The sequence below is a fragment of the Streptococcus equinus ATCC 9812 genome, assembly GCF_000187265.1.
GTDB classification, from domain to species: Bacteria; Bacillota; Bacilli; order Lactobacillales; family Streptococcaceae; genus Streptococcus; species Streptococcus equinus.
The window spans coordinates 1-752 of the sequence record NZ_GL698440.1; the positions used below are offsets into that span (position 1 = coordinate 1).

The window sequence follows — 752 nt, forward strand, 5'->3', positions numbered from 1 at the left end:
CGGGCAACTGCTGCGGCACCTCAACTCCGATTTAATGAACGCAATATTCACAAGCAATGCGTGGTGTGCAACCAGCACAAAAGCGGAAATCTCGTTCCGTATCGCGTCGAACTGATTAGCCGCATCGGGCAGGAAGCAGTAGACGAAATCGAATCAAACCATAACCGCCATCGCTGGACTATCGAAGAGTGCAAGGCGATCAAGGCAGAGTACCAACAGAAACTCAAAGACCTGCGAAATAGCAGAAGTGAGGCCGCATGACGTTCTCAGTAAAAACCATTCCAGACATGCTCGTTGAAACATACGGAAATCAGACAGAAGTAGCACGCAGACTGAAATGTAGTCGCGGTACGGTCAGAAAATACGTTGATGATAAAGACGGGAAAATGCACGCCATCGTCAACGACGTTCTCATGGTTCATCGCGGATGGAGTGAAAGAGATGCGCTATTACGAAAAAATTGATGGCAGCAAATACCGAAATATTTGGGTAGTTGGCGATCTGCACGGATGCTACACGAACCTGATGAACAAACTGGATACGATTGGATTCGACAACAAAAAAGACCTGCTTATCTCGGTGGGCGATTTGGTTGATCGTGGTGCAGAGAACGTTGAATGCCTGGAATTAATCACATTCCCCTGGTTCAGAGCTGTACGTGGAAACCATGAGCAAATGATGATTGATGGCTTATCAGAGCGTGGAAACGTTAATCACTGGCTGCTTAATGGCGGTGGCTGGTTCTTTACCCG

The 752-nt window shown here is 47.6% G+C and carries 3 protein-coding genes; all 3 read left to right on the forward strand.

Translation table 11 applies throughout. The features are described from left to right. Window positions 1–261, forward strand: a 261-nt coding sequence (locus HMPREF0819_RS08475; protein ID WP_002901792.1) for a recombination protein NinG, incomplete at its 5' end; no start/stop codon positions are given. After that, window positions 258–464 carry a phage NinH family protein gene (locus tag HMPREF0819_RS08480; protein WP_002901791.1) on the forward strand — a complete coding sequence of 69 codons (207 nt, stop codon included), beginning with the start codon at window positions 258–260 and terminating at the stop codon, window positions 462–464. The genes HMPREF0819_RS08475 and HMPREF0819_RS08480, both read left to right, overlap by 4 nt. Beyond that, window positions 442–752 (forward strand): metallophosphoesterase (locus HMPREF0819_RS08485; protein ID WP_003067982.1); only part of this gene is annotated, 311 nt, incomplete at its 3' end. The genes HMPREF0819_RS08480 and HMPREF0819_RS08485, both read left to right, overlap by 23 nt.